General features: G+C 62.9%; 19 protein-coding genes. 7 read left to right on the top strand and 12 right to left on the bottom strand.

Going from position 1 to position 23,786, the window contains the following annotated elements; genetic code table 11:
- Positions 1–3: 3 nt before the first annotated feature.
- A complete protein-coding gene (locus tag FJW07_RS25155; protein WP_140859178.1) occupies positions 4–2,673 on the top strand; it encodes a nitrate reductase in 2,670 nt (889 codons plus the stop codon).
- A gap of 31 nt (positions 2,674–2,704) precedes the next feature.
- On the opposite strand, the gene FJW07_RS25150 is transcribed toward FJW07_RS25155, so the two are convergent.
- From FJW07_RS25150 to FJW07_RS25115, 8 genes are all read right to left on the bottom strand, one after another.
- The gene (locus FJW07_RS25150; RefSeq protein WP_140859177.1) at positions 2,705–3,691 is read right to left on the bottom strand and encodes an ABC transporter permease; all 987 of its coding nucleotides are present in this window, start codon (positions 3,689–3,691) and stop codon (positions 2,705–2,707) included.
- A complete protein-coding gene (locus tag FJW07_RS25145) occupies positions 3,688–4,668 on the bottom strand; it encodes an ABC transporter permease (RefSeq protein WP_140859176.1) in 981 nt (326 codons plus the stop codon). The genes FJW07_RS25150 and FJW07_RS25145 overlap by 4 nt, the downstream gene beginning before the upstream one ends.
- Positions 4,665–6,209, bottom strand: coding sequence for a sugar ABC transporter ATP-binding protein (locus FJW07_RS25140; protein WP_140859175.1), 1,545 nt, complete (start codon positions 6,207–6,209; stop codon positions 4,665–4,667). The genes FJW07_RS25145 and FJW07_RS25140 overlap by 4 nt, the downstream gene beginning before the upstream one ends.
- Before the next feature lie 200 nt (positions 6,210–6,409).
- Complete coding sequence (locus FJW07_RS25135; RefSeq protein ID WP_140642493.1) at positions 6,410–7,444, bottom strand: ABC transporter substrate-binding protein; 1,035 nt, start codon at positions 7,442–7,444, stop codon at positions 6,410–6,412.
- A 72-nt stretch (positions 7,445–7,516) separates the two neighbouring features.
- On the bottom strand, positions 7,517–8,428 hold the full coding sequence (locus tag FJW07_RS25130; protein ID WP_140859174.1) for a sugar phosphate isomerase/epimerase: 912 nt from the start codon (positions 8,426–8,428) through the stop codon (positions 7,517–7,519).
- Positions 8,429–8,447: 19 nt separating this feature from the next.
- Entirely contained in the window at positions 8,448–10,004 is a 1,557-nt protein-coding gene (locus FJW07_RS25125) for a mannitol dehydrogenase family protein (protein WP_140859173.1), read from the bottom strand.
- The gene (locus FJW07_RS25120; protein WP_140859172.1) at positions 9,980–10,762 is read right to left on the bottom strand and encodes an SDR family oxidoreductase; all 783 of its coding nucleotides are present in this window, start codon (positions 10,760–10,762) and stop codon (positions 9,980–9,982) included. Before FJW07_RS25120 ends, FJW07_RS25125 begins: the two co-directional genes overlap by 25 nt.
- A 172-nt stretch (positions 10,763–10,934) precedes the next feature.
- Positions 10,935–11,834 (bottom strand): MurR/RpiR family transcriptional regulator, encoded by a 900-nt coding sequence (locus FJW07_RS25115; protein ID WP_140859171.1) that lies wholly within the window; start codon positions 11,832–11,834, stop codon positions 10,935–10,937.
- A gap of 313 nt (positions 11,835–12,147) precedes the next feature.
- Here FJW07_RS25115 and FJW07_RS25110 point away from each other — a divergent pair, with 313 nt between their 5' ends.
- A complete protein-coding gene (locus tag FJW07_RS25110; protein ID WP_140859170.1) occupies positions 12,148–13,332 on the top strand; it encodes a Gfo/Idh/MocA family oxidoreductase in 1,185 nt (394 codons plus the stop codon).
- 157 nt (positions 13,333–13,489) lie between these two features.
- Here FJW07_RS25110 and FJW07_RS25105 read toward each other — a convergent pair whose 3' ends face one another.
- Entirely contained in the window at positions 13,490–13,669 is a 180-nt protein-coding gene (locus FJW07_RS25105; protein ID WP_140642480.1) for a hypothetical protein, read from the bottom strand.
- 289 nt (positions 13,670–13,958) lie between these two features.
- Between FJW07_RS25105 and FJW07_RS25100 the strand changes: the two genes are divergently transcribed.
- Positions 13,959–14,393 carry a hypothetical protein gene (locus FJW07_RS25100; protein WP_140642478.1) on the top strand — a complete coding sequence of 145 codons (435 nt, stop codon included), beginning with the start codon at positions 13,959–13,961 and terminating at the stop codon, positions 14,391–14,393.
- Between the two features lie 187 nt (positions 14,394–14,580).
- Here FJW07_RS25100 and FJW07_RS25095 read toward each other — a convergent pair whose 3' ends face one another.
- The 3 genes from FJW07_RS25095 to FJW07_RS25085 form a co-directional block, all read right to left on the bottom strand.
- A complete protein-coding gene (locus tag FJW07_RS25095) occupies positions 14,581–15,771 on the bottom strand; it encodes an NADH-quinone oxidoreductase subunit D (protein WP_140651331.1) in 1,191 nt (396 codons plus the stop codon).
- A gap of 63 nt (positions 15,772–15,834) precedes the next feature.
- Positions 15,835–16,224, bottom strand: coding sequence for a hypothetical protein (locus FJW07_RS25090; protein WP_246677134.1), 390 nt, complete (start codon positions 16,222–16,224; stop codon positions 15,835–15,837).
- A gap of 88 nt (positions 16,225–16,312) precedes the next feature.
- A complete protein-coding gene (locus FJW07_RS25085) occupies positions 16,313–16,921 on the bottom strand; it encodes an alpha-ketoglutarate-dependent dioxygenase AlkB (protein ID WP_140859169.1) in 609 nt (202 codons plus the stop codon).
- A 95-nt stretch (positions 16,922–17,016) separates the two neighbouring features.
- Between FJW07_RS25085 and FJW07_RS25080 the strand changes: the two genes are divergently transcribed.
- From FJW07_RS25080 to FJW07_RS25065, 4 genes are all read left to right on the top strand, one after another.
- Complete coding sequence (locus FJW07_RS25080; RefSeq protein ID WP_140642469.1) at positions 17,017–17,247, top strand: KTSC domain-containing protein; 231 nt, start codon at positions 17,017–17,019, stop codon at positions 17,245–17,247.
- A 344-nt stretch (positions 17,248–17,591) separates the two neighbouring features.
- On the top strand, positions 17,592–21,488 hold the full coding sequence (locus tag FJW07_RS25075; protein WP_140859168.1) for a GAF domain-containing protein: 3,897 nt from the start codon (positions 17,592–17,594) through the stop codon (positions 21,486–21,488).
- A 224-nt stretch (positions 21,489–21,712) separates the two neighbouring features.
- On the top strand, positions 21,713–22,060 hold the full coding sequence (locus FJW07_RS25070; protein ID WP_140859167.1) for an Hpt domain-containing protein: 348 nt from the start codon (positions 21,713–21,715) through the stop codon (positions 22,058–22,060).
- Position 22,061: 1 nt separating this feature from the next.
- A complete protein-coding gene (locus FJW07_RS25065) occupies positions 22,062–23,615 on the top strand; it encodes a response regulator (RefSeq protein WP_181182710.1) in 1,554 nt (517 codons plus the stop codon).
- The last annotated feature ends 171 nt before the right edge of the window (positions 23,616–23,786 follow it).

Here is a 23,786-nt window from a genome sequence, read left to right as displayed (position 1 = left end):
GGCATGGAAGAAGCACGCGAGGTGAGGACCACCTGTCCCTATTGCGGGGTGGGTTGCGGCGTGCTGGCCGAGGTCGCCGCGGACGGCACGACGACCGTTCGCGGCGATCCCGATCATCCGGCCAATCTAGGCAAGCTTTGCTCGAAGGGTGCTGCGCTTGGCGAGACGCTCGGCCTCGAAGGCCGTTTGCTCCGGCCTGAAATCCGCGGCAGGCAGGCCGATTGGGATGAAGCGCTCGATCTCGTCGCCGGAAAATTCTCGCGGGCGATTGCCGAGCATGGACCGGACTCGGTCGCCTTCTATGTCTCCGGCCAGCTACTGAGCGAGGATTATTACGTCGCCAACAAGCTGATGAAGGGCTTCATCGGCTCGGGCAACATCGACACCAATTCGCGGCTCTGCATGGCGTCGTCCGTCGCCGGCCATCGCCGCGCTTTCGGCGAGGACATCGTTCCCGGCGTCTATGAGGATTTCGAGCACGCCGATCTGATCGTGCTCACCGGCTCCAACACCGCATGGTGTCACCCGGTGCTCTATCAGCGCATGCTTGCGGCGCGAAGGGAACGCGGAACCAGGATCGTCGTCATCGATCCGCGCCGCACCGCCACGGCCGACGAGTGCGACCTGCATCTGGCGCTCGATCCCGGTACGGATGTGCTGTTGTTCAACGGGCTGCTGGCGCATCTCGTGCAAGCCGGTAAGGTCGATTCAGGCTTCGTCCGTGACCATACATCGGGCTTCGACGCCGCATCCGTGCTCGCCAGCGCCGACGCGCCGTCGATCGCGCGCGTCGCGAAAGGTTGCGGGCTGGCAGTCGCCGATATCCAGGCCTTCTACGATCTCTTCGCCGCCACAGAGCGGACCGTCACGGTCTACAGCCAGGGCGTCAATCAGTCGGCGCATGGGACCGACAAGGTCAACGCCATCATCAACTGCCATCTTGCCACCGGCCGCATCGGGCGACCCGGCATGGGGCCGTTCTCGGTCACTGGTCAGCCGAACGCCATGGGCGGCCGCGAGGTAGGCGGCCTGGCCAACCAGCTCGCCGCGCATATGGACTTCGCGGATGAGGCCAACGTCGACCGGGTCTCGCGCTTCTGGAAGGCACCAAGCGTCGCGCGGCGCGGCGGCCTGAAGGCGGTGGATATGTTCCAGGCGGTCGCCGACGGCCGCATCAAGGCGCTGTGGGTGATGGGCACCAATCCGGCCGTCAGCATGCCGGATGCGTCGCGCGTGCGCGCCGCCTTGTCCAAATGCGATTTCGTCGTCGTCTCGGATGTGACCCGCACCGACACCACGCGCCATGCCGACGTGCTGCTGCCGGCCGCCGCCTGGGGCGAGAAGGACGGCACGGTCACCAATTCGGAGCGGCGCCTCTCGCGTCAGCGGCCGTTCCTGCCGCCGCCGGGCGAGGCGAGAGCCGACTGGCGCATCATCTGTGATGTCGCCGCCCGCATGGGCTTTGGCGATGCCTTCGCCTACCAGGCGCCGGCCGACATCTTCCGCGAGCACGCCGCGCTGTCCGCCTTCGAGAACAGCGGCGAGCGCCTGTTCGATCTCGGCGGCATGGCTGACCTCAGCGACACGGACTATGCCGCCTTCGCGCCGCGTCACTGGCCCGCATCGGTGCGAGGCGAGCAGCAGATACGATTGTTCGGCGACGGCCGTTTCCCGACGCCCGACGGCCGTGCGCGCTTCGTGCCGGTGCGGCAGGAGGCAACCGCCTTCACCGTCGATGCCGATTATCCGCTGGCCCTGAACACCGGCCGGCTGCGCGACCAGTGGCACACCATGACGCGCACCGGGACCGTGCCGCGTTTGATGGCGAACGCGCCGGAGCCCGCGGCCGACATCCATCCGGCGGATGCGGCCGCGCACCGTCTCAAGGACGGCGACCTCGTCCGTCTTTCAACCCGCTTCGGCTTCGTCCGTGCACGGGTGCGGGTGTCGGAAGCACAGCGACGCGGCCAGGCCTTCCTGCCCATGCATTGGAGTGGCCATTTCGCGGCGAAGGCCGCGGCCGGTCTGCTGTCCTCGCCGATCACCGATCCGCATTCCGGCCAGCCAGAGCTCAAGCATGTTCCGGCAATGATCGTGCGGGAAGACATCGGATGGGCGGGCGTGCTCATTACACGCCGCGATTTGCGGCCGACAGGTTTCGTCCATTGGAGCCGACAGGCGGTCGAGGGCGGTTGGGTCTACGAGCTGACCGGAACGGAGCCGCCGGATCAGGGCATTCTCCTGGCGCGCAAGCTGCTTGGCGTCCAACGGCGAGACCAGCTTCTGGAATATACCGACCGGCGCGGCCTCGCCTATCGCGCGGCGGCCATTGACGATGGCGGCGCCATGGCGGAAGCCTTGCTGGTCGCCGCCCCGGATCAGTTGCCGGCACGTGACTGGCTGGTGTCGCTGCTTGCAGCGCGCCAGCCACTGTCGGCGACCGATCGCCATGCGCTTTTGTCGGGACGCTCGCCGGTGCCCATGCCTGTCATCGGGCGGGTCGTGTGCGCGTGCTTCCATATCGGCGCCAACCAGCTTGCGTCGGCGGTCGCCGCCGGTTGCGACAGTCTGGAAGCAATCGGCTCGACGCTGCGCGCCGGTACCAATTGCGGCTCATGCCGCTCGGAGATCAGGGCGATCATCGATGCCCGCCAGGTGCAGGCGGCGGAGTGAGCCGCGCCTGTCACGGCCACGTCGCTTGGTTCTATCGGTCCTCGACAATCCGCAGATACGCCGCCGTCACGAACAGCACGATGAAGCCGAACAGGATGCGGCGGCCGCCTTCGGGCATTTGCAGGATGGTGAGCAGCGTCGTCAGCACGGTCAGGATCAGCGCGCCGATGATGGTGCCGGTGTAGCCGCCGCGGCCGCCGAAGATCGAGGTGCCGCCAATGACGGCGGCGGCCACGGATGGCAGCACCAGCGGTTCGGCGAGCGACAGCGAGGGCGCCTTGATCAGGCCGATATAGAGCAGGCCGGTGATGCCGGCGAGCAGGCTGGAGAGGACGTAGAGCGCGGTGATCACCTGCCAGTAGCGCACGCCCGACAGACGCGCGGCGCGTTCATTGTCGCCCACGGCATAGAGCAGGCGGCCGAAGCCGGTGCGGTTCAGCATGAAGACGATCAGCACCGCCACCGGCACGAACAGCAGAAGCGCGTTGGGAAAGCCGTAGGTGACGCCGGTGCCCAGCCAGCTGAGGAAATCCGGAATCTTGGCGCCGGAGGCGATCACGGTGCGCTGGTAGACCTGCAGGAAGCCGGTGCCGATCAGGCTGGTGCCGAGCGTCATGATCAGAGGATGCACGCGGAACACGCCGACGCCGATGCCGTTGACGAGGCCGATCAGCACGGCGGGCAGCATGGCCAGCAGGAACGCCACCGCCGGATCCTGGTTGACGATCTGCGTCGCCATGATGAAGGCGCTCATCGTCGCTACCGTGCCGACGGAAAGGTCGATGCCGCCGGTCAGCATTGTCATGGTCTGGCAGCCGGCGAGGATCCCCAGCGGGATGGCGAATTTCGCCGTGTTGGCGAGCCAGCGCTCGTTGACGATACCGGGGCGCAGCACCTGCAGGATCGCCACGAGGATGATCAAAAGGATGATCAGCGGGATGAGCGGCCGGTCCGCCATGAAGCGCTTGATCCGGCGACCGAACGAGACCGGCTGGGGCATGGTCGCGATGTCGGTCATGGCGTTGCTCCTGCCGGGCGGCTCCGCATGAAGGCGCCGAACATGACGACGGCGACCATGATCGCGCCTTCGATGATCGCGGTGACGTTCGGATCGATGGCCAGAAGCGTCAGGTCGGTGCGCACCAGCCTCAGCACGAAGACGGCGATGATCGGCCCGAGCAGGCCGCCCTTGCCGCCGCCGAGCGCGACGCCGCCCAGCACCACCGCGGCGACGCTGGCCAGCAGATAGGGCCCGGGGATGGGCGCACCGATGCCGGTGCTGACGGTGAGCGACAGGCCGCCAAGCGCTGCGAACAGGCCGGACAGCGCGTAGGCGATGATCTTGGTGCGCGCCACCGGCACGCCGCTGCGGAAGGCGGCGAGCTCGTTGCTGCCGATGGCGTAGATGGAGAGGCCGAGGCGTGAGCGCCTGAGCGGAATCCACACGATGCAGAGGCAGACGACGAGCAGCACCAGCGCCTTCGGCACCCAGGCGTCCACCCAATCCGGCAGGCCGGGGACCGGCACGGTGCCGATGACGCTTGCCTTCAGCCATTCGGCGGCGGCGCCGCCGGGGGCGCCCAGCACAAGCAGCGCCGCGCCCTGGAGCACGAACAGCATGGCCAGGGTGACGACGATGTCGGGCACCCGGGTGACGACGATGAGGAGGCCGTTCAGCGCGCCGAGCACCAGCCCCATGGCCAGCACGAAGGGCACGACGAACAAGGCATACTCCTCGCTGGCGCCGTTCATCATCGAGGCGGCGGTGACGCTGGTCAGCGCCATCATGGCGGCGACCGACAGGTCGATGCCGCCGGCGATGACGACGACGGTCTGGGCCGCGACGGCAAAGGCGTAAGGCAGAACCGCGCGCGCCAGCGAACCGAAGTCGCCGCTGCCATAGCCCGGCTGGATCAGCTTGGTGACGACGAAGAGAAAGATCAGCAGGGCGAACAGCCCCGCGACCCAACCCTGGTTGCGGAGAAAGCGGCTCATGACGCGGCCTCCGCACTGGAACCGGGTTTGACCTCGGCAAGGATGCCGACATCCGCCTTGGCGCCGCGCGGCAGGCCGTAGGCTGCGCGCATCAATGCCGCTTCATCGGCTTGCTCGACCGGGAAAGTGTCGACGACGCGGCCGCCGAAGATGACGATGACGCGGTCGCAGACACGCTGCACCTCTTCCATTTCGGATGTGTAGAACAGCACCGACTTGCCCTGGCCGGCGAGCTCGCGCAGCAGCTTGTAGATTTCCTGCTTGGTGCCGACATCGATGCCGCGGGTAGGGTCGAAGCAAAGGATGGTGCGGGCGTTGGCTGCGATCCAGCGGGCGATGGTCACCTTCTGCTGGTTGCCGCCGGAAAGGCGCTGCACCTCGCCCTGGGCGCGGGTGTCGATCTGCAATCTGGCGATGGCGCTGGAAACCACCACCTGCTCGCGGCGCATGCGGATCGGGCCCCATTTGCGCAACGCCGCGCTGAAGGGCAGCGCGATGTTCTCGCGCACCGAGCGCTGCATGGCCAAGGCCTCGGCGCGGTCGCCCGGCACATAGGCGATGCCGGCCTGGATGGCGTCGCTCGGATGCGAGAATTTCACCGGCGCGCCGTCGACGTCGATGGTGCCGCCGGTCGGACGGATCGAGCCGGCAAGCGCTGCGAAGAGCTCGTCCTGGCCCTGGCCCTCGAGCGCAAACACGCCGGCGACCTCGCCATTGGCGAGATCGAAGGAGACGTCGTTGAGCTTGGTGCCGAGCTGCAGGTTGCGGACCGACAATCGCGGGCGGCGGCCGCCGGCAACCGCCACATCATTTGCCGCGCGCGCGGTGACGTGTGTCTTCTCGATGCGGGTGCCGAGCATCATCTCGACTATTCTTTCCTCGACGCCCGGCTCGATGTCGACGACACCGACCGTGGAGCCGTCGCGCAGCACGGTGGCGCGGTCGCAGAGCGCGGAGATCTCGACGAAACGGTGCGAGATGAAGATGACGGAGCGGCCGGCGTCGCCCTGGCGCCGCACGACTTCCAGCACCTTCTCGGCAAGGTTTGCGGGCAGAGCCGCGGTCATCTCGTCGAGGAGAAGCACGTCGGGTTCGACGGCAAGCGCGCGCGCCAGATCGAGCACGCGCAGGATGGCCAAGGGGATATGACGCGCCGTCTCGCGGATATCGAGGTCGGGAATGCCGAGCTCGCGCACCCAGGCGCGGAACGGCTCGACCGGCGTGCCGGTCAGCCGCAGATTGGACAGGACATCGAGATCGGGGATCAGCGCCGGTTCCTGGTAGACCGGCAGCAGCCCGGCGCGGCGGGCGTCGGCGGGCGAGCGGACATCGAGCTGCTGGCCGCGGATCAGGATGCGCCCGGCGTCCGCCTTGATCGCGCCGGTCAGGATCTTCACCAGGGTCGACTTGCCGGCGCCGTTGGCGCCCATCAGCGCATGCACCTCGCCCGGCAATACGGACAGCGAGGCGTTGCGCAGCGCGGCAACCGCACCGTAGTTCTTCGCTACGCCTGTGGCGTCGAGGAGGAGGTTGGTGGTCAAAGCTTTCTCGATCCAGAGCGTTTCACCGTTTCATGGAAACGGCGAACCGCTCTATCCTTTTGTTTTACGCAATTCCGGACGGAAAACCGCTCACACTTTTCCTGGAATTGCTCGAAGGCTCAAATTATGCGTGCCAAATCAAATGGCAAGGACGCCAGACCTTGGTCCAGCGTCCTCGCGCTTGCGTCCGGATCAGGCGCTTATTCGCCCGGGCCCTTGCAGGCTACGATCTGCTCCTTGGTGTAGGTCGTCCAGTCCGGGATCGAGATCGAGACCGGCCATTCGGGGCTGAGCGATGGATCGACGACGCTTTTCAGCTTGGCCTTGCCTTCGTCGGTGGCGTTTTCCCAGAGCTGCGGCTCGACCAGCACGGTCTGCTGCGCCGGCTTCTTGCCATCGAGGATCTGCAAGGCGAGCGTCACGCCGGCGCCGCCGATCGAGCCGGGATTGGTGACCGCAGCACCGACCAGGCCCTTGACCGAGCTGAGCTGGCCGACGAAGCCGGCATTGTCGGCGCCGACCACAGGCACCATCGGCGCCTGCTGTTCGACCAGCGCGTCGACAATCACGTTGTCGATGCCAGAGGTCCAGATGCCGTTGATCGGGGTGCCGGTGGCGAGGAAGGACAGGATCTGCTGCTTGGCCTGGTCCTGCTGCCAGCCGGTGAAGACTTCCTGCGCGACCTTCACGTCGGGGAATTCGGCGAGCGCCTTCTTGAAGCCTTTGTCGCGATCTGAGTCGGCCGAAGCGCCGGCGGCGCCGCGCATGTAGAACACCTCGCCCTTGCCGCCCATCTGCTGGAACAGCCACTTGGCGCCGAGATAGGCATATTGTTCCTGGTTGTTGGAGATGATGTAGGCGGACGGCTCGGTCACCGCCTGGTCGACGGCGACGACGACGATGCCGGCCTTGGTGGCTTCCTCGAGGCCGGCCTTGATGCCGGCCGGATCGGCCGGGTTGACGACGATGGCGTCGACCTTGGCGCTGATCAGGTTGCGGATGTCCTCGAGCTGGCCGGCGGCGTCGGTGTTGCGGTGGGCGATGTTGAGCTTCGTCACTTCGCCGGATGCGAGCGCCTGCGCCTTCATCGCGCAGATCATTTCCTCGCGCCAGCCATTGCCCTGCACGGTATTGGAAATGCCGATCGTATACTTGCCGGCGGCGGCCGAAACGCCCACCGAGGCAAGCAAGGCGGCGCCGGCAAGGAGCGAGGCCACGGTCAGATGTCTTTTCATTTCAGTACTCCTCCACATTGATCTTTTCAGTTCAGTTCCAGGGCTCCGACACGGTCGGAGCCAAGTTTTTCGTCATTTGATGAAGGGGCGCAGCACGTCGCGGGCAAGCAGGAAGCCGCGCTTGACCTTTTCATCCGTCCCCTCGAAGCGCCGATCCTCATGCTCGATGATGACCGGCCCGTCATAACCGGCCCGGTAGAGGCCCGAAAAAATCCTGCTCCAGTCGATGTCCCCAAGCCCCGGCATGCGCGGCACCTGCCAGCCTATGCCAGCCGAAAGGATTCCGCGCTCGTACAAACCATCATGATCAATCATCAGATCCTTGGCGTGCACATGCAGCATGCTCTTGCCGAACTCGCGGATGAAGCGCTCCTTGTCGATCATCTGCCAGACGAGATGCGAGGGGTCGAAGTTCATGCCGACGTCGCCGCCCCAGGCTTCGAGGATGCGGCGCCAGACATAGGGCGAGTAGGCGATGTTGTGCCCGCCCGGCCATTCGTCATAGCTGAAGATCATCGGGCAGTTCTCGAAGGCGAGCTTCACGCCATGCTCGCGGGCGTGGGCGATGATCGACGGCCAGATTTTCTGCGCATCCTCCCAGTTGGCGTCGATAGTCTTCGAAGCGTCGCCGCCGCAGAAGGTGTTGACGAGCGGGACCCCCATGCGGCTCGCCAGCACGATCACTTTCTTCAGATGATCGATCACCGCTTCGCGATGCGCCCGGTCGGGATGGAGCGGATTGGGGTAGAAGCCGAGGCCGGAGATGGCCAGGCCCTTACCGGCAAGCTCGGCGGCTATGTCCTTGGCCTGCGCGGCTGAGACGTCCACGTCGATATGGCTGGTGCCAGCGTAGCGGCGGCTCGCCCCGGACGTCTTCGGCCAGCAGGCGATTTCCAGCGCCTCGAAGCCGACAGAGCGCGCCCAGTCGGCAACTTCGCCGAGTGGCGTATCCGGAAACGGTGCTGTCAGCAGTCCAAGCTTCATGTTCCCTCCCAGTTGCTAACTATGCAGATCGCGCCGGCTGCTTCAACCGCGCATCGGTTGGCCCAGCGCAGACTTGTCCGACAAAGCCCATCGGATCGCCTGAAAGCAAGCCGTCGAGCCCGGCGACGACATGCGCCCGGAATGTGGCGTTGGCGGCCAAGGACGGGTCGAAGATAGCGTCGATGGCAAGGATCGAATCGACAAGCGCGCCGCTGTCCGCACCGATGCGGTCGGCGATCGCCGCAATTTTCCCGGCAAAGGGGTCGGATACCTGCCAGGCGCGGCCGAAACGCACGGATGCCTTGATCAGATAGGCCATCCAGCCGGCGACCGGGACCGACAGCAGCGCAATGCTCTCGCCCTTCGCCAGGCGGTCGCGGATCGGGCTCAGCAGACGCTGCACGATCTTCTGCGAGCCGTCGGTGGCGATCTGGTGGTTGCGATGGCGGATCGCCGTGTTGGCGAGGCGCGACAGGCTCTGCTCGACATAGGCAGTGGGCGCTATGCCGGGCACGGGCATCAGCGTCGGCAATGCTTCCTCGGTCAGCATGCGGCGGACGAAATTCGCCAGAAGCGGGTCGGCGATGGTCTCGAACGTGTGCTCGAAGCCGCCCAAAACGCCGAGATAGCTGAGCGTCGTCTGGGCGCCGTTCAGGACGCGCATCTTGAGATGCTCGAACGGTGTGACATCGTCGACGAAGGTCGCGCCGACGCGGTCCCAACGCGGAACGCGGCCGGCGAAGCGGTTCTCGATCACCCATTGGCGGAAGCGCTCGCCCACCACCACGGCGCCGTCGCGGTAGCCGAAGCGTTTCTCGACGGTGTCGATATCGGCTTCGGTCGTCGCCGGCGCGATGCGATCGACCATGGCCGAGGGGAAGGCGACATTGGCCTCGATCCAGTCCGCCAGCCTCCTGCCGCGCCGCTCGGCGAATGTGCGCACGACATTGCCGAGGATAATGCCGTTGGTGGGGATGTTGTCGCAGGACAGCAGCGTCACCGGCCGGCCATGCGTGGCCATGCGCAGCTCCAGCGCCCTTGCCAGGATGCCTGGCACGCTGCCCGGCGTCTCGGGATTGGCGAGATCGTGCGCGATGTCGGGATGGTCGGGGTCGAGCGCGCCGCTCGACGGAATGTGGCAATAGCCTTTCTCGGTCACCGTCATGGTGACCATCTCGATGTCGGGCGAGGCGAGCACGTCCAGCGCCGGCGCCGCACTTTCCTGGCTGTCGACGACGCTAACGATGCTGCCGATGATGCGCGCTTCGACCTCGTCGTTCTGACGGATCAGCCGCGTGTAGAGGCCGTCCTGACGCCCCAGCGTATCGGCCAGCAGCGGAGATCGGATATTGATGCCGACCAGTCCCCAGCGGTCGAAATCCTTCGCCAGCAGGTCGTCGGTGTATTCGGCCTGATGGCAGCGGTGGAAGGCGCCGACACCGATATGGGCGATCCCGGGCTTCAGAGCGGCGCGATCGTAGGCCGGCTTGCGGACCTCGGACGGCAAGCGATCGAGCAAGGCAGGGCTGAGGCTCTCGGGCGATGACGCGCTCAACGATTGGCTCCGATCACCCATTGCTCCTGGTCGATCAGCGCGCCGGTCATCGGGCCGGCAGCATCGGAAAGCAGGAAGACGGCAAGGTTGGCTATATCGGTCACGGCGAACAGCCGGCCGAAGGGCTGCGTCGCATTGGCCGCGTCTAGCCAGCCCGGCCCCTGGCCGAGCGTCTCGGCTTGCATGACGCGCTCGGCCGGCGTGTCGGTCCAGCCGACATTGATGCCGTTGACGCGGATGCGGTCGAAGCGGTGGGCGTTGGCGGCGTTCTTGGTCAGCGTCGCCAGCGCGCCCTTGGTGGCGGAATAGACGGCAAGCTCCGGCGAGCCGCAATGCGCGTTGATCGACAGGATGTTGACGATCGAGCCGCCCTGTCCGCGCTTCTTCATGTCGGCGATCGCCGCCTGCATCAGGAAGAAGGGTGCTCGGGCGTTGACGGCAAACAGCGATGCCCAATCGTCGAGGGTGGCGTCGACGAAAGAGGCGCGATCGGTCAGCCCGGCGGCATTGACCAGGCCGTCGATGCGACCGAAGCGTTCGATGCAGGCCTGCGCCAGCCGCGCCGGGGTTTGCAGATCACCGAGGTCGGCGGAAGCGAAGGCGGCAGCGGTGCCCATGGCCGAGAGCTCTGCCGCGGCAGTGTCGCCACGTTCCTGGTCACGGCCAGTGATCAGCAGTCCGGCGGCGCCGGAGCGCGCGGCGATCTCGGCGATCGCCCGGCCGATGCCTTGCGTCGCGCCGGTGACCAGCACCACCTTGCCGTCGAGACGAACCTCCATTCCTCCTCCCGGAACAAAGTTTCCATTTTTTCAAATATGGAACGATGGTTCTCTTTAGTCAATCGTGCTAGAGCGGTTCGCCGTTTTCATGGAACCGGTGAACCGCTCTATCTCCTTGTCTTTCGCAATTCCGGACGGAAAACCGCTCACGCTTTTCCTGGAATTGCTCTTGTCAACCTGTCCGTTGCGCGACGACGCCGTGGACCAAGGCCATGCCGACCGCGAGCGAGGCGGCGAGCGAACGGAAGCCGCCGAAATCCTGCTCGACCACTTCCAGCCAGGTGTCGGAGAGTTTTACCAGCGGCGAAAAGGTGCTGTCGGTGATGGCGACGATGCGCGCCTTGCGCTCATGCGCGACGGCGACGAGGTCGGGCGTGATCGAATTGTAAGGGCTGAAGGAGACGGCCAGCACCGCGTCGCGCGGCGTGATGCAACCGACCTGGTCGAGCGCAGTCGAGCCGACATTGTCGACCAGCACGTTGCGCACGCCCTGCTGCGAGAGCGTCAGCGACAGATAGGTGGTGACCGGGAAGGCGCGCTTGCTGCCGATCACATAGATCAGCTCGGCGGCCGCCAGATGATCGACCATCGTCTCGAAAGCGGCGATATCGAAATTATTGCCGATGCGGCCGAGCGAGGCCTGGCAGGCACCGACCATGCCATTGAGGAAATGCAGGTTCGCGTTCGGCTCCTCGGCCTTGTCCTGGCCGCCTTGCGTATCCGGCCAGGAGCCTTTCATGCGGTCCTTGAACAGGACCTGGAAATCGGAAAAGCCGGAGTAGCCGAAGATCTGCGCGAAGCGCACCAGGGTCGAGGGCTGCACGCCGGCCTGGTCCGCCACTTGCGCGATCGTGCCCAGAGCCACGTCGCTCGGATGCTGCCATAGGAAGATCGCGACCTGGCGAAGCCGCTTCGGAAAATGCACGGTGCCCGACGAAAGCACCGCCCGCAGCTCTTCATAGGTTTGCGGCTTGGTGTAGCCAAGTGCCGCCAGCGACCGGCTCCGCTTTCTCGCCGCCGTCTCCAGACTGTGTGCAGACTGTTCGTCGGCCGCCTTGCCGCGGCCGCTCATAGGATATGCCTCATCGTGACCCCAACCATCGGATGCGTCATCCGATCCCTGCCCTCCGGATGCGGTCCGCTGGATCAGAACGACGTTTCGTTGAACCGTCGTCCTGATCCAGCTCGTTGTTGAAGCATGATCTTTTCCGAAAACCGGTTCTCAACTTTCGGGATCATGTCTAGCTGGACCTGGATCAAAAGCTAACGCGGCACAATCGTTTTACAAAACAAAAAATAGAAATATCATTCGAAAACAACGGCGGTCGGTTACGACGAACATCGGCGACGACCGGCACATCGAACTTGGGAGAATAATCGCAATCATGGTCTATGCAACCGCCGACGGTACGTCGCGTCAACGTCTCCGGGTCGGCATGGTCGGAGGCGGCCGCAACGCCTTCATCGGCGCCGTGCATCGGCTGGCCATGCGGCTCGACGACCAGATCGCACTGGTCGCGGGCGCTTTGTCCTCCGATCCGGAGAATGCCGCGGCCTCCGCGGCGGAGATCGGCATCGCGCCTGAGCGCAGCTATGCCGATTACTGCGCCATGGCGAAGGCCGAAGCGGCGCGACCGGACGGCATTGAGGCGGTGGTCATCGTCACGCCCAATCATCTGCACGCGCCGGTCGCCACCGCCTTCCTCGAAGCCGGCATCGACGTGATCTGCGACAAGCCGCTGTCGACGACGCTTGCCGAGGCCGAAGCGCTGGTTGCGCTGACCAAAGCCAGGAAGCGCCGCTTCGTCGTCACGCTCAACAACACCGGTTACGCCATGGTGCGCCAGGCGCGCGAGATGGTGGCGGCGGGCGAACTCGGCCGCATCGTGTCGGTGCACGGCGCCTATATCCAGGACTGGCTGACCAAGCCGATCGATGCCGAGGGCCAGAAGCAGGCCGAATGGCGCACCGATCCGGCGCGCGCCGGCCAGTCGGCGGTGCTCGCCGATATCGGCGTGCATGCCTTCAACCTGGCGAGCTTCATTTCCGGTTTCGAGGCCGAGGCGGTTTCTGCAGATCTGTTCACCGCCGTGCCGGGGCGGCGACTCGACGACAACGCGCATGTGCTGCTGCGCTGGACGGACGGGGCGCGCGGCACGATCCTCGCCAGCCAGACCTCGCCCGGCCACTACAACGACCTGTCGGTGCGCATCTATGGCGAGAAGGCCGGGCTCGAATGGTCTGGATCGCGGCCGGAGGAGTTGCGCTTCTCGCCCTATGGCGAGGAAACGCGCACGCTGGTGCGTGGCGGCCATGGCTCGACGGCGGAAGCCCGGCGCGTCTCGCGCATGCCGGCGGCGCATCCGGAAGGCTATATCGAGGCCTTCGCCAACTTCTACCGCGACGCCGCCGACATTATTCGCGCGCACCGCTCGGGTGGAACGGTCGATACGGCGCGCGTGGCGCAGATCCCAGATGTCGTCGACGGCGCGCGCGGCGTGAAGTTCGTCGCCGCGGCGGTGGCGTCGAACGCGGCGGAAGGGGCGTGGACGGCGGCGCGGTTCGGGTGATTACCCCTTCGCCGAGCCCGTGACGCTGCACGACACCGACGTCATTTACGGCGTCTACCGCGAACGCATGATCGAACGCAGAAGAAGCACCTGCCGACCATGCGTGGGGAATGAGTGATCGCCATGGGCGGCGCTGGAAGCACCGCCCATGAGCCATTCAAGGCCGGCGCCGCCTCGGCGTGGAATGCTTCGGCGGCGTGTCGTTCTCGTCGGGATTGGGGATCGGCTCCTCGTCAGGCAGCCGATCCGGATCCGGCTCGCGCACCGGCTTCGGTTCGGGGATGGGCGGCGTGGGCACTGGCGTGGGAGCCGGGTCCGGATTGGGGAGAATGGCCATCGCGTTTTCCTTCCGCTGGTGCTCTGCTGCGATCCCAACAAGCGGGATGCCCTGCCCGACCTGAAATGATGGAGGTGATCGCCGCACTCGGACGCTTCGTCGGGAGTAATCGGCGGCACAAGCTGGCAGAACGGTCGCGCCCGCGGATGGTTCCAACACGATCGGGCCGCGCGATGGCGGCAGATAATGATCAAATGATTCTACGTGGCTGTTTCGGCTCTTGCCGGCGTCGGTCGGCGCCTTAAATCCCGTTGTGGACGGGGGCCATCTGCCGACACAGGAGACGGCCGTGAAGCACCAAACCCTTGACCAGATCAACGCCGTTGCCGACGTTCATGCCGAAGCACCGGCTCTCATCGCCAATCGCGGCCAGCGCCTTGAACGCTGGGCGCAACTTCTGGAGGATAGTCCGAGCCGCCGCCTCACGGCGCTGGCAGGCACCGAATACGCCGCACCCGACGTGCGTGAAAGAATGCGCACAGACGGATCGGCGATCACCATCGCTTTCGAGGACCCGATCTTTCGCGCGCAAGGCTTGCGCGACGACACTTACGGCGAAGCCAAGCGCTTTTTCGAGATGAGCGACTGGCAGCTGCATGAGGTCGTCTGCCATTGCCATGTCGGCGCCAACATGCCGGCCCGCTGGGCGGCATCGCGCGTGCGGGCGGCGATCTCGCCGGGTGCGGGCATTCTCGCCTGGCTGAGAGCGGTGTTCATGCGTTAGAGCGGTTCACCGTTTCATGGAAACGGCTTTCCGCTCCACCGCTTTGTCCGACGCTATTCCGGACGGAAAAACGCGGGCACTGTCTCTGGAATTGCTCTAGCGCTGGCCGCGATGCCCACGATCGCGACCGTTCAAGACCTCCATGGGAACGACGGAGACTTGGCGGGCTCTCCGCGCTCCCTTTTGTTCAGCGATCGATCTCGCCGAACACGATGTCGAGCGAGCCGATGATCGCCGCGACATCGGCCACCATGTGCCCGCGCGACAGGAAATCCATGGCCTGGAGATGGGCGAAGGACGGTGCGCGTATCTTACAGCGATAGGGAACGTTGCTGCCGTCCGAAACCAGATAGACGCCGAACTCGCCTTTCGGCGCCTCGACCGCGGCATAGACCTCTCCGGGCGGCACGCGGTGGCCTTCGGTATAAAGCTTGAAATGATGGATGGTCGCTTCCATCGAGCGCTTCATGGTGGCGCGCGGCGGCGGCGTGATCTTCTGGTTCGGCACGGCGACAGGACCTTGGCCATCCGATGAGCGCAGCTTTTCCAGGCACTGCCGCATGATCCGCACCGACTGGCGCATCTCTTCCATGCGTACCAGATAGCGATCGTAGCAGTCGCCGTGCTTACCGATGGGGATGTCGAAATCCATTTCGGAATAGCATTCATAGGGCTGCGCCTTGCGCAGGTCCCAGGCGGCACCCGAGCCGCGCACCATGACGCCGGAGAAGCCCAGGCCCCAGGCGTCGTCGAGCGAGATCGCGCCGACATCGACATTGCGCTGCTTGAAGATGCGGTTGTCGGTGAGCAGGCCCTCGAGATTGTCGCAGGCCTGCAGGAACGGATCGCAGAAATCCCAGATGTCATCCAAGAGCTGCCCCGGCAGATCCTGGTGGACGCCGCCGACGCGGAAATAGTTCGCGTGCATACGGGCGCCGGAGGCGCGTTCATAGAACACCATCAACTTCTCGCGTTCGGCGAAACCCCATAGCGGCGGCGTCAGCGCGCCGATATCCATGGCCTGCGTGGTGACGTTGAGAAGATGCGACAAGAGCCGCCCGATCTCGCAAAACAGCACGCGGATCAGTTGGCCGCGCCGGGGGACGGACAGTTCGAGCAGCTTTTCGGCGGCAAGGCAGAAGGCATGCTCCTGGTTCATCGGCGCGACATAGTCGAGCCGATCGAAATAAGGCAGAGCCTGCAGATAGTTCTTGTATTCGATCAGCTTTTCGGTGCCGCGGTGGAGCAGACCGATATGCGGATCGGCACGGTCGACGATTTCGCCGTCCAGTTCCAACACCAGCCTGAGCACGCCATGCGCCGACGGGTGCTGCGGCCCGAAGTTGAGCGTGAAGTTACGGACCGCGGCTTCGGTCATGACGACCTCGCAAGGGTGAGTATCGAAGGCGGACCGCGGCCCGTCAGCCGCCGTCCAGCCGGGTCATGCCGTCGTCTGGATGATCAGGGTCAGCGTGCCGTCACCGTCAATGTTGGCGGCGACGACTTGCGAGGAATTCAGTCCGTTGGCATGCAGAACCGACGTCGCCTCGGGCGAGGCGTCGACCGAGCTCTGCAGCTTGGCCAGCTCCTTGGCCGTCGTCCTGGTGACGATGGCCTCGGCCTGAGCTTTCACTTCCGAAGGCAAATCCTCGAATGCGACCACGACAATGTTGGTGACATTCTGGCCGGCATTGTCCTCGCCAGGCTGGGCCTGGTCGGGGGCGGGCTGCTGGGCCGGAGGCAGGACTTGCGGCGGCTGCGGATCGGCGCGTTGAGCGGAAGCGGGCTGCGCCAATGCCATTGCCGACAGGGTCAGGACTATCGTCAACATGCGCATCGTCTTTCCTTTCCATCGGGAAACCTGACGACACAACCCCGGGGCCGGACGATGGTTCCCGGACATTCGCCGGCGCGGCAACTTACGAAGCGCGCATTGTCCGGAAGGTGACGGAATAGCGGTGTTGCTCAACAGGCGGGATGCTGTGCTCCCATTCGTTTCGCGACGGGCCGGCCATGAGATAGACAGACCTGGGCTCAACCTCGATCGTTTCACGATCCCATGCCGCGCCGTTCTTACGGCGCAGCCGGAAGCTGCAGGGCGCGAGCAGCGAAACGCCGGCGACCAGTTCGAAATGCGGCTTGTCCCGGTGCCAGCCTATGCCGGCACCCGGCCGATACTCGTTGATCAGCACCTGCGCGAATTCGGTGGCCGGGACCGCCGCGAAGGCGGCCACCTTGGCGCGAAGCAGCAGCAGGAAGTCCGGAATCGGCGGCGCTTCGAGCACCTGGCGGCGCTCATAGTCATAGCGCAGGCCGAAGCCGACGACCTGCCTGTTGGCAAGATGGCCGTGAAAATCGAACGGTTTGAAAGGCAGGCCCTGGATATGACGGACCAGCTCGTGTTCTTCGTCGCGGGCAATCAGGCCTGGCTGGTAGGAGAAGCCTTCGGGCGCGGGCGGCAGGCTTGCGGGCGCACCGAAGAGATCGCCCTGGAAATCGTCGTCGGCTCGGCTTTTCAATGAAGTCATGCGGCTCAGATAGGCAATCGGAGCCCCTGTGCAAGCCGGCGCGGCGGAACCGCGCGGCGCACGACGAATTAAGAGTTGGAAGCAGGAGCCTTCACGTGCCTTCCACCGCGATCCGGAATATCCACTACGATCCGTCGAAGCGGGTCCTTTCGGTATGGTTCGTCCCGACCGGCAAGCGCTATGACTATGAGGACGTAGGACCCGAGGTCTACACGGCTTTCAAGGCGGCTTTCTCAAAAGGACAGTTCTTCAACGAATTCGTGCGCGATCGTTTCAGATATCACCTGGTCGAGCATGAAGGCTCGGCTTGCTCCGAAAAAATATAGAAATCAATCAAGTTAAATGGCGGAGAGAGCGTCTTTCGATTAGGGGCCGACCGATTCCATCCGCCTGCCAGCACTCCTAAGTGGCTCCGAGATTTAAGTGCTTCCGGGATTGGGTTGGAGGGCTAGCCTCGGAACGGCAGCTCTGCGCCGCATCTCGGCCGCTGCAGCAATCTTGCCACTGGCCGGAAGCAGACAGGGTCCGAGCCGCAGAGTCTAGCTTGTCCCAAAGCCACCCCTCGACGGTACTGTCAATCAGTCGTCTGGCATGTAAAACTACTTGCTAATATGCGGGTGGGAAAGCATTCCGCTGAACCTGGCGGAAGGTCCCTTTGGGAGAAGCCAATATGCAGGGCTCAGTCGAAAGCGACCTTGCCAGTCGCCTGGCATCCGCCGACCGGCGTATTGCCGAACTGGAACATATCAACGCAGTCGCGACGATCGAGCTTGACCGTCTTTCCGTTGAAAACAAGCGATTGATTCAATTCACCGAGGAACGCACCAAGGAATTGGCCATCCTCAACAGCGTCGGCGAAGCGACCGCCAAGACGCTGAATGTCGAAACAGTGACCCGTATTGTTGGCGACAAGGTTCGCGAGATGTTCGGCGCGGATTTGACGGAAATCCTGCTGCACGACGAGACGTCCAATTTGATCAACGTCTCCTATGCATTCGACGGCAATTACCAGTATCCTGAACCTTTTGCGATGGGCGAAGGACTTACCTCGAGAGTTATATTGTCGGGTAAGCCACTATTGCTGGGGACCGCCGACGAAGCCATCGGGTTGGGCGCCCTGATGCCCAAGGAAGAGGACGAGACTGAAACCTATCTCGGTGTGCCTATTATTGCCGGGAATAGGACGCTGGGCGTGGTTAGCGTGCAGAGCTACAGAAAAAACGCCTTCAACGAAGATCATATGCGCTTGTTACAGGGATTATCCTCCAGCATGGGCGTGGCGATTGCTAACGCACGCCTTTTCGACGAAACCCAGCGGCTGCTGAAAATATCAGAGGACCGCGCAAAGGAACTCGCCATTCTCAATAGCGTCGGCGAAGCGATGGCGAAAACGCTGAATGTGAAGACAGTGACCCGTATTGTCGGCGACAAGGTTCGCGAGATATTCGGCACTGAAGTAACCGAAATCCTATTGCGGGATGAGATGTCGGATCTAATCAGGATCCCTTACGCGTTCTATGGCGATTACCAGGATCCTGAACCATTTGTTATAGGTGAAGGCCTGACTTCGAAGGTCATATTGTCAGGCAAGCCGCTGCTGTTGGGAAATATTGACGAGCACATTGCTCTGGGTGCCCTGATGCCGAAGGAGGAGGATAGAACCGAATCATACCTGGGCGTGCCGATCATTGCCGGAGACAGAACGCTCGGTGTGGTCAGCGTGCAGAGCTACCAAAAGAATGTCTTTAACGAAGATCACGTGCGCCTGCTGCAAGGGCTGTCGTCCAGCATGGGCATTGCCATTGCCAACGCGTATCTCTTTGACGAGACGCAGCGGCTCCTGAAAATGGCGCAAGACCGCGCAAAGGAATTGGCCATTCTCAACAGCGTCGGCGAAGCGATGACGAAGTCGCTGAATGTTGACACCGTCATCCGACTGGTGGGCGATAAAGTGAGGGAGGCGTTCGGCACAGAGGTCAGCGAGATTCTGTTGCATGATAGTCAATCCGGTTTAGTTCGAGTTCCTTACGCTTACTACAGGGGCTACAAGACCATCGAGCCGTTCCCTTTGGGGATAGGACTTACATCGGAAATTATCTCCACTGGAAAGCCGTTGGTTTTCAACACCATGGAGGAAGGAAAAAGGCGCGGTGCCTATTTTCCAGACGAAGACGACAGGACCTCTTCATACATTGGCGTGCCTATCAATTCAGGCGAGAGAACGCTCGGAGTGGTCAGTGTGCAAGGCTACGAGTCAGATGCCTTCGACGAAAACCACGTGCGCCTGTTGCAGACGATAGCCTCCAGCATGGGAGTCGCGATCGCCAATGCCCGCTTGTTCGACGAGACACAGAGGCTTCTCAAGGAAACCGAGCATCGCGCCGCTGAACTGGGCGCGATCAGCAAGGTTAGCCAAGCCCTCATAGGTGAAGCTGAACTTGGCAATACGATCCAGCTGATAGGCGATCAGATGCAGGAGATTTTCAGCGCCGACATCGTCTATGTCGCGCTGCTCGATCCAAAGACCAAGCTCATCCATTTCCCGTATCAGTTCGGCGAGGCCTTCACTACGCTCCGGCTCGGGGAAGGCCTTACAAGCAAGATCATAGAAACCGGCGAGCCGTTGCTCATCAATCAGGATGTCGCGGAACGCGGCGCGGAAATCGGAGCAACTCCAGTTGGCAAGGATGCGCTGTCTTACCTTGGCGTTCCAATCAAGACGGCGCAGGGCAATGTCGGCGTGATCAGCGTGCAGAGCACGACACGGGAGGGCATGTTCAACGAAAATTCGCTGCGGCTGCTTTCAACCATCGCCGCCAATGCGGGTGCGGCGCTTCACAACGCACAACTGTTCACCGAGCTCAAGGAGCTTTCGCTGGCCCTGACGGAGGCCAAGGAAGCGGCGGAGGCCGCCAACGAAGCCAAAAGCACGTTCCTCGCCACCATGAGCCATGAAATCCGCACGCCCATGAACGGCGTTATCGGCATGGCCAACCTGATGCTGGCCACCAAACTTGACGATGAGCAGCGGGAAATCGGCGAGACGATAAACAATAGTGCGGAAGCGCTGCTGACCATCATCAACGACATACTCGACTTCTCAAAGGTCGAGGCGGGTAAGCTCGACCTTGATCCTCGGCAGTTCGAACTGCGCGAATGTCTCGAAAGCGCGATAGACCTGATCGCGCCGAGGACGGCAGAGAAGGGACTGGATCTCGGCTACGTGATCGAGCCCGGCACGCCGGAAACGATTGTCGCCGACGGCAACCGTCTACGCCAGGTTCTGATCAATCTGCTCAACAACGCCGTCAAATTCACCGAGCGAGGAGAGGTCGTGCTTTCCGTGATGGAGGTGCCGTCCGCAGCCGCGGACACAAGTCCACAGGCCGAAGGCGAGCGGAAAATTTGTACGCTCCAGTTCGCAGTGCGCGACACCGGCATCGGCATAGCCAAGGACCGGATGGATCGCCTGTTCAGGTCATTTAGCCAGGTCGATGCCTCCACGACCAGACGCTATGGCGGAACCGGCCTCGGTCTGGCGATCAGCAGGCGCCTGGTGGAATTGATGGGCGGTGAGGTTTGGGTGGAGAGCGCCGAAGGAAAAGGCACGACATTCTCCTTTACCATCCGCGCTCCGATTGCCTCGAGTCGAAAAACGGCTCAGGCAGCGCCGTCAAAGGACGAGTTGGCCGGTAAACGGCTGCTGTTCGTCGACGACAACGCAACAAACCGGCGCATCATGTCGCTGCAGTCGCAGTCCTGGAACATGGCTGCATCAGCAATCGAACATCCCGCCGACGCGCTTCGAAGACTTGCGGGAGGCGAGGTCTTCGATGTCATCGTTCTCGACATGAACATGCCCGGCATGGATGGGATCGAACTGGCCAGGCAAATACGCGCGCTCGAAGGCAACGGCAGCGTTCCGTTGGTGCTGCTCAGTTCAATGGTGCCCATGCCTGAAGACAAGAAGAAGGAAATGGAAGGCATTAAGTTCGCGGCCACGCTCTCCAAGCCGATCAAGCCGTCGCCATTGCTCAATACGTTGCTGTCGATCTTCGTCGGAACTCCGACACGCTCCATCCGATCAGATCAGCCGAAGGGGACGGCTCTCGATAGTACGATGGCGCAGAAGTTTCCGCTTCACATCCTCCTGGTCGATGACAATGCCACCAACCGGAAGCTTGGCTCCAAGGTGCTCGAGCGTCTGGGTTACAAGCCGCAACTGGCGGTCGACGGGCAGTCGGCGGTCGCCGCTTATACTCAGGGCAGCCATGACGTTATCCTGATGGATATCGAAATGCCTGATATGGACGGTCTCGAAGCGACAAGATTGATCCGCGCGCCCGGCCCCCAATATGCGCGTCAGCCGTTCATCATTGCCCTGACCGCCAACGCGATGGCCGGAGATCGCGAGAGGTATCTGGATGCAGGGATGGATGACTATCTCAGCAAGCCGCTGCGCGTCGAAGACCTTATCGCTTCGCTGAACAAGGCGGTGCTGGCAGGCGGGCACAGGCCTGCCGTCGCAACGCGAGATTTCGAGGAACCTGGCGTACCAAGGGTCTAAATACGAAGGGTGCACCTTGGCGCAATCGCCACCGGCGCCGTGGCGGTATTGATCGAGAACTATGTGCTATCGCTAATTTAGCACGTCTGCGATAGTCTGCTTTTGAGCGCGGTGGAACTCTCACAAATCCAATCAGGGGGTTCGATTTCGGTCTTACTTCACCAGTACCGGAAGAAACTCGCGGTCACTGGTTATAGTCGGAAGAAACGCACATCGGGGATGTCGTGGCGATCGACAAAGGGGCACTGGACAAGCTGCGCGAGCTTGTCGGTGGCGAAGAGGCTGATCTTGTAGAGCTCGTGGAGTCCTTTCTCGAAGAGGGGCCATCCATCATGCTGGACATGTGGTCGTCGGCTCGGGCTTCCGACCTGGCAGTCACTCGGCGGGCTGCCCATTCCATGAAATCCAACGCGCGGGATATGGGGGCGGCCGAACTCAGCCAAATCTGTGCCCAGGTGGAGGCGCGGTGCGCAAGTGGGGAGCCGGCGGATTTGGCGGAAATCGACAACGCGCAGCGCGCCTTCGACGCCGCCGTCACGGAGCTCCGAAAAATCTTCAAGCTGGGAGAATAGCGTGAGCAGCCCTGGTAGGATCCTCATTGTTGACGACTCCCGGACCATAAGGATCAAGCTCAAGAAATCGGTCGAGGTTCTCGGACACGAAGCCGAGGCGGTGGAGAGCGGCCGGGCGGCGCTCGATTTGCTCGCCACCGATAATTTCGACCTCATCCTTCTCGATATCATGATGCCGGTGATGGACGGCTTCGAGGTGCTGAAGGGTCTCAAGGCGTCGTCCAGAACGCGGGATGTGCCGATCATCGTGATTTCCGCGCTCGACGATGAGATGAGCAGCGTCGTCAAGGCGATCGAATTGGGCGCCGAGGATTTCCTGCCCAAGGATTTTGAACTCGCGCTTCTCAAGGCACGGGTTTCCACCTGCATCGAGAAGAAGAGACTGCGCGACATCGAGAAAGAATACTTGCGGCAGGTGGCCAAGCTGACGAAGGCGGCCGCGACCTTGGAAAGCGGGAGGTTCAACCCTTCAAAGCTCGGCATCCGCGATGTGGCAGGCCGCCCGGATGGCTTAGGCAAGCTCGCCACGGTTTTCGCTACGATGGCCCAGAAGGTCTATGAGCGCGAGCGCAAGATGCGGCAGAATATCCGCACATTCCGTGGCGCATTGCTGCTGTTGGCCTGCGGAGGACTGTGGGGCCTTGTCGTGCCACTCTCGAAGATGGCTTCACTCGTTGAAGCTCATCCGATAGGGCTGGCGATCCTTATTGACGTCATTGGGGCAGTATTCTGCGTCGGGATAAGCATCAAGCGCGGGACAATGCCGCGCCTGGCTGATCTTACGCGCTCGGATTGGAAGTTCATCCTCATCCTTGCGTTCATCAGTTCGGTGATCAATCAGGTGCTGGTCTATTGGTTGGCAAGCAAGCTTCCCGCCTTCATCGTCTCCATTGTCATCGTCCTGGAGGGATTCTCCGTATTCCTGTTCGCTGCCTTGATGCGGACGGAAGCGCCTAACCTGAAGCGGTTTTTGGGACTTGGATTGGGTCTCGTCGGCATCTTCATCATACTCCTCTATGGAGAGCCGGCGGAAATGGCTACCAGCTGGTTGTGGCTTGCCATTGCACTCGTCATCCCGATCACTTACGCGACCGAGGATATCTACCTCTCGGAGCGCAAGCCTGCTGCTATCGATAGCGTCGCTCTGTTCGGCATCACCCTTGTTGCTTCGGTTTTGATGCTGATGCCGCTGGCGGCCTTCTATCGGGACTTCATCCCGCTTGATCTATTGACCGGAAAGCTTGGCGTGATCGTCGTTCTAATGGCGGTTGCCGGCAATCTGGCAATGCTGCTTTTCATCGCGCTGATCTCCAGCACAGGCGCCGTATTCGCAAGCCAGAACGCCTACGCGGTCACCACAGCCGGCATAGGCTGGAGCATGCTGTTGTTGGGTGAAGCCATACCGGCGCTCACCTGGGTCTCCTTGGCGCTGATCGTCGTTGGTCTTCTGATGGTCGAGCCGAAGCAGGAGGCCGAGGAGGAACCGCCACTACTCGACGACGGGTTGGAGGAATTTGTCCTGCGGCCCGACCTGGTGCCGTTACCGACGGAATGAACAGACTTGGAGTATTCGGGCGCGTCGGATTTGTCCTGCTAACAGTGGCCAGATTGCCTCCGTGATATTTTGGCGGACCAACTGGCTTTTTGGCAGTTTGTTACACAGATCAACGATGTTTCAGCCTTGAGGTGCCCGTCTATTGTTCTAAGTTATTGAAATCGTTAAATT

Origin of the sequence: Mesorhizobium sp. B3-1-9, assembly GCF_006439595.1 — a bacterium.
Taxonomy (GTDB): domain Bacteria; phylum Pseudomonadota; class Alphaproteobacteria; order Rhizobiales; family Rhizobiaceae; genus Mesorhizobium.
This window is presented reverse-complemented; position numbering and strand designations above follow the sequence as displayed.

Bases quoted from the DNA above. Each gene is read 5' to 3' on its own strand.
- FJW07_RS25155 (WP_140859178.1), top strand. From the start codon at position 4: ATGGAAGAAGCACGCGAGGTGAGGACCACCTGTCCCTATTGCGGGGTG.
- FJW07_RS25150 (WP_140859177.1), bottom strand. From the start codon at position 3,691: ATGACCGACATCGCGACCATGCCCCAGCCGGTCTCGTTCGGTCGCCGG.
- FJW07_RS25145 (WP_140859176.1), bottom strand. From the start codon at position 4,668: ATGAGCCGCTTTCTCCGCAACCAGGGTTGGGTCGCGGGGCTGTTCGCC.
- FJW07_RS25135 (WP_140642493.1), bottom strand. From the start codon at position 7,444: ATGAAAAGACATCTGACCGTGGCCTCGCTCCTTGCCGGCGCCGCCTTG.
- FJW07_RS25130 (WP_140859174.1), bottom strand. From the start codon at position 8,428: ATGAAGCTTGGACTGCTGACAGCACCGTTTCCGGATACGCCACTCGGC.
- FJW07_RS25125 (WP_140859173.1), bottom strand. From the start codon at position 10,004: ATGGGTGATCGGAGCCAATCGTTGAGCGCGTCATCGCCCGAGAGCCTC.
- FJW07_RS25120 (WP_140859172.1), bottom strand. From the start codon at position 10,762: ATGGAGGTTCGTCTCGACGGCAAGGTGGTGCTGGTCACCGGCGCGACG.
- FJW07_RS25115 (WP_140859171.1), bottom strand. From the start codon at position 11,834: ATGAGCGGCCGCGGCAAGGCGGCCGACGAACAGTCTGCACACAGTCTG.
- FJW07_RS25110 (WP_140859170.1), top strand. From the start codon at position 12,148: ATGGTCTATGCAACCGCCGACGGTACGTCGCGTCAACGTCTCCGGGTC.
- FJW07_RS25105 (WP_140642480.1), bottom strand. From the start codon at position 13,669: ATGGCCATTCTCCCCAATCCGGACCCGGCTCCCACGCCAGTGCCCACG.
- FJW07_RS25095 (WP_140651331.1), bottom strand. From the start codon at position 15,771: ATGACCGAAGCCGCGGTCCGTAACTTCACGCTCAACTTCGGGCCGCAG.
- FJW07_RS25090 (WP_246677134.1), bottom strand. From the start codon at position 16,224: ATGTTGACGATAGTCCTGACCCTGTCGGCAATGGCATTGGCGCAGCCC.
- FJW07_RS25085 (WP_140859169.1), bottom strand. From the start codon at position 16,921: ATGACTTCATTGAAAAGCCGAGCCGACGACGATTTCCAGGGCGATCTC.
- FJW07_RS25075 (WP_140859168.1), top strand. From the start codon at position 17,592: ATGCAGGGCTCAGTCGAAAGCGACCTTGCCAGTCGCCTGGCATCCGCC.